General features: G+C 75.9%; 6 protein-coding genes. All 6 read left to right on the plus strand.

Annotated elements, in window-relative coordinates:
• Nucleotides 1-642: glycosyltransferase family 2 protein (locus H5J29_RS22860; RefSeq protein ID WP_181783095.1), on the plus strand; the 642-nt coding region annotated here is incomplete at its 5' end.
• The gene (locus H5J29_RS22865) at nucleotides 639-1,289 is read left to right on the plus strand and encodes a HemK2/MTQ2 family protein methyltransferase (protein WP_181783096.1); all 651 of its coding nucleotides are present in this window, start codon (nucleotides 639-641) and stop codon (nucleotides 1,287-1,289) included. The genes H5J29_RS22860 and H5J29_RS22865, both read left to right, overlap by 4 nt.
• Entirely contained in the window at nucleotides 1,282-1,482 is a 201-nt protein-coding gene (locus tag H5J29_RS22870; protein ID WP_181783097.1) for a CDGSH iron-sulfur domain-containing protein, read from the plus strand. The genes H5J29_RS22865 and H5J29_RS22870 overlap by 8 nt, the downstream gene beginning before the upstream one ends.
• Complete coding sequence (locus tag H5J29_RS22875) at nucleotides 1,479-2,447, plus strand: iron-containing redox enzyme family protein (RefSeq protein ID WP_181783098.1); 969 nt, start codon at nucleotides 1,479-1,481, stop codon at nucleotides 2,445-2,447. The genes H5J29_RS22870 and H5J29_RS22875 overlap by 4 nt, the downstream gene beginning before the upstream one ends.
• A gap of 128 nt (nucleotides 2,448-2,575) precedes the next feature.
• The gene (locus H5J29_RS22880; RefSeq protein ID WP_181783099.1) at nucleotides 2,576-3,547 is read left to right on the plus strand and encodes a ferritin-like domain-containing protein; all 972 of its coding nucleotides are present in this window, start codon (nucleotides 2,576-2,578) and stop codon (nucleotides 3,545-3,547) included.
• A 32-nt stretch (nucleotides 3,548-3,579) separates the two neighbouring features.
• Nucleotides 3,580-4,255: NAD(P)/FAD-dependent oxidoreductase (locus H5J29_RS22885; RefSeq protein WP_181783100.1), on the plus strand; the 676-nt coding region annotated here is incomplete at its 3' end.

Here is a 4,255-nt window from a genome sequence, read left to right on the forward strand (position 1 = left end):
GACGGGCCGCTGCCACTCGCCCACGCCCGCAACGCAGGCGCCGCCACCGCGCTGGGCCTCGACGCCGACCTGCTGGTCTTCCTCGACGTCGACTGCATCCCCGGACCCACGCTCGTCGAGCGGTACGCCCGGGCCGCGCGCACCGCGGGGTCGAGCCTGCTCTGCGGTCCCGTCACCTACCTCCCGCCGGGTTCGACCGAGCTCGTCCCGGACCCGCACCCCGCCCGTCCCGACCCGCCCGCGGGCGCGCTGGTCCCCGAGACCCGCCGGGAGCTCTTCTGGTCCCTCTCCTTCGCCGTCACCGCCGAGGCGTGGCGCCGCTCGGGCGGGTTCTGCGAGGAGTACCGCGGCTACGGCGGCGAGGACACCGACTTCGCCCTGACCGCGGGCGAACGCGGGCTCGGCCTGCACTGGGTCGGCGGCGCGCACGCCTTCCACCAGCACCATCCGCCCGCCCGCACCGACGAGGCCCGGGTGGCCGAGATCGTCGCCAACGCCCGGCTCTTCCACCGGCGCCGGGGCCGCTGGCCCATGGTCGGCTGGCTGCACGAGCTGGCCGCCGCGGGCGCCGTGGAGTTCGACCCGGCCCACGACACGCTCCGTCTCACCACCACACCGACGACCACCGGAGTTCCGACGTGATCCTCTTCTGCCCGCCCGGCGTCTACCGGGCCCAGTCCGACACCGCCGTCCTCGCAGGCCTGCTGGGCCGCGGCCACGCCAGGGGCCGCGACGTCCTCGACATCGGCACCGGCTCGGGTGCGCTCACCCTCGCGGCCTGGCGCGCGGGCGCGGCCACGGTCACCGGGGTCGACCTCTCCCGCCGCTCCGTGCTGGCCACCCGGCTGAACTGCATGCTGCGCGGCGCCGACGTCCGGATCCACCGCGGCGACCTGTTCGGTCCGGTCCGGGACCGGCGGTTCGGGCTGATCGTGGCCAACCCGCCCTACGTGCCGTCGGAGACCTCCGTGCTCCCCCGGCACACCGCGGGCCGCTGCTGGGACGCCGGACCCGACGGCCGCGCGGTCCTCGACCGGATCTGCGCGGGCGCCGCCGACCACCTCACCCCCGACGGCCGGGTCCTGCTCGTGCACTCCGCGGTGTGCGGGCCGGACGAGACGGTCGACCGGTTCGCCGCGGCGGGGCTGGCGGCCGAGGTCGTCGAGCGGGCCCGGATCCCGTTCGGGCCGGTCATGCGCTCGCGTGCCACGCTGCTCGAACGCCGTGGGCTGATCGAGCCCGGGGAACGGCTGGAGGAGCTCGTCGTGGTGGAGGCCCGGCATGCCTGAACGCACCCACGTGACCCTGACCGAGGAGGGCCCCGCGCTGGTCACCGGCCCGGTCGAGGTCGAGCTGCCCGACGGCGAGCGGGTCCGGTCGGACCGGCCCGTCACCGCGCTGTGCCTGTGCCGCCGCAGCCGCCGCTACCCCCTCTGCGACACCAGCCATCGGACGAAGGTCCGAGTGAAGGAGGAGTCGTGACCCGCTCCCTCACCCTGCCCGCGCCCCGCGGGCCCGTCTCCTCGGCGGTCCTCGAGGCGCTGCGCGGCGGCTCGGTCCCGGCCGTCGAGCCCGCCGACCCCTACGGCGACGACCTCCAGCTCGCCCTGCACTGCTGCTACGAGCTGCACTACCGCGGCTTCCCCGGCGTCTCGCCGGACCTCGAGTGGGACCCGGCGCTGCTCGGCCTGCGCCGCGACCTCGAACGGACCTTCCTCGCCGCCCTGCGCGCGGCGGTCCCCGCGGGAGACGACGTCGACGCCGAGGTCGAGGCCCTCCTCGTCGAGCCGGTCGGCCCGCAGGTCCGCGGCGTGTCCCACCACCTGCAGCGCGCGGGCGAGCTGTGGCAGCTGCGCGAGTACGTGACGCACCGGTCGATCTACCACCTCAAGGAGGCGGACCCGCAGGCCTGGGTGATACCGCGGCTGTCCGGCGCGGCCAAGGCAGGCCTGGTCACCGTCGAGCACGACGAGTACGGCGGCGGACGTCCCGACCACATGCACGCCGCGCTGTTCGCGGACATGATGCGCGAGCTCGACCTCGACGACACCTACGGCGCCTACGTCGACCGGGTCCCCGGCGCCACCCTGGCCGAGGTCAACCTCATGACGCTCTGCGGGCTGCACCGCGAGCTGCGCGGGGCCTCGGTCGGGCAGTTCGCGATGGTCGAGCTGACCTCGTCGCCCGGCTCGGACCGGCTGGTGCGGGGCATGCGCAGGCTCGGCTGCGGCCCGGCGGCGATCCGGTTCTACGACGAGCACGTCGAGGCGGACGCGGTGCACGAGCAGGTCGTCCGCCGCTCGGTGCTGGCTCCCCTGCTGGCCGCGGAGCCGGAGCTCGCCGAGAGCGTGGTGTTCGGCATCCGGGCGAGCCTGCACCTCGGCGAGCGCCTGGGTGATCACCTGCTCGGCTGCTGGGAGCGCGGGGAGAGCAGCCTGCTGCCCTGACGGTCCGGTGCGTGCGGTCACACGACGTGTAGCCGCGCGGTCACCGGGCACCCGTGAGGTGGCGCCCGGGAGACCCGAGCCCGTGGTCCCGGCGCCTCCGCGAGCACCCGTCCGGAGGGACACCCCGTATGACCAGCACCGCCGTCGTCACCCAGCTCCGTGCCCTGGAGCACCTGACCCGCAGCGAGATCGCCCTCGCCCGCACCCGCGTCGCCCAGGCCCGCACCGACCGGGTCCGCCGCGATCTGGAGGACAACGCCCGCAAGGCCGAGTCCCGCTCGGAGGCCATCGCGCAGGCACTCCGCGACCTCGACGCCGTCCCGGACGTCGTCGCCCCCGTCGTCGGCTGGGCGGTCTCGCTCGCCAAGAGCGCCGCCGAGCAGGCGCAGCCGATCGACGAGGCGCTGCTCGGCGACCTCGCGATCGAGCACCAGCTGGCCGACCGCGCCCGCTACCTGCTCGCCCTCACCGCGAACGGTCCGGCGGGCGTGCACCGCCTGGCGGAGCGTCTGGTCGCCGCGCACACCGAGACGATCGAGTGGCTGCAGACCGTGGTGGCCGAGGAGGCCGTCGACGGCGTCACGTCGCTGAAGCCCACCCCGCTGCAGGCCGTGGCCGCCGGCGTGACCAAGGCGGTCCAGCTGCCCGTCCGACTGACCGTCGGCAGCGTCAACCGGGCCGCGCACGAGGTGGCCCGCGCCGGACACGGGGTGCAGGAGCGGCTGAGCCGCACCGGCGACCGGTTCGGCCGGGTCGCTTTCGAGAGCCGTGACGTGCTGGGCACCGGCCTCACCAGCGGGTTCGACGCGGCCACCCGCCGCGCCGAGGCCGTGGCGAAGGACGAGGACGCCGCAGGCACCGCCGGGGCCGCCCACGCCGTGCGCCGGGAGACCGGCTCGCTCAAGGCGAACGAGCTGCCGATCCGCGACTACGACGGGCTCTCCGTCCGCGACGTGACGGACGCCGTCGGCACGCTCGAGGACCCGAAGGACGTGCGCGCCATCGAGGCCTACGAGGAGCGCAACCGCAACCGCAACGGCGTGCTCCGGGCCGTCCGCGAGCGCGCCGAGGTCCTCGCGAAGGACGCCGCACGGATCTGAGTGCCCCGGTCGGCACCGGGTACCCGCCGGACATGCATGCCGACCTTCTCGTCGTGGGTGGCGGGCCGGCCGCACTGGCCGCCGCCACCGCCTATCGCGACCACGGCGGGGCGGGTGCCGTGGTGCTCGTCTCCGCCGACGACGCCCCGCCGTACGCGCGCCCGCCCCTGTCGAAGGACTTCCTGCGGGGCGAGTCCGAGGCCGCGGACACCACCCTGACCCCGGCCACCACCTACCCCGAGCGCGGCATCACGCTGCTGCTCCGGCAGCGCGTGACCGCGCTCGACCCCGCTGGGCGGGTCGCCCGCCTCGCCGCCGGGGACGAGGTCACCTACGGCGAGTGCGTGCTGGCCACCGGCTCCGTCACGCGGTCCCTCCCGGTCCCCGGTGGGGACGACCCCGCGGTGCTCGTGCTCCGCAGCCTGGACGACGCCCAGGTCCTGCGCAGCGCCGCCCGCACCGCGGGCACGGCGGTGGTGGTCGGGTCCGGGTTCATCGGGTGCGAGGCCGCGGTCTCGCTCGCCCGCCGCGGTCTGGCCGTGACCGTCGTGAGCACCGAGGAACTGCCGCAGGAGGCCCGGCTCGGCACCGACGTGGGCCGCCGGATCGCGGACTGGCTCGCGGCCGACGGCGTCACGCTGGTCGGCGGCGGGGAGGTCCAGGCGATCGAGGCGCTCGGGACCGGGCACCGGGTGCGGATCGCCGGCC

Origin of the sequence: Pseudonocardia pini (assembly GCF_013870575.1) — a bacterium.
Taxonomy (GTDB): domain Bacteria; phylum Actinomycetota; class Actinomycetes; order Mycobacteriales; family Pseudonocardiaceae; genus Pseudonocardia; species Pseudonocardia pini.

What these genes read in the sequence shown, in the direction of transcription:
- H5J29_RS22880 (WP_181783099.1), top strand. Translation starts at nt 2,576, where the DNA reads ATGACCAGCACCGCCGTCGTCACCCAGCTCCGTGCCCTGGAGCACCTG.
- H5J29_RS22870 (WP_181783097.1), top strand. Translation starts at nt 1,282, where the DNA reads ATGCCTGAACGCACCCACGTGACCCTGACCGAGGAGGGCCCCGCGCTG.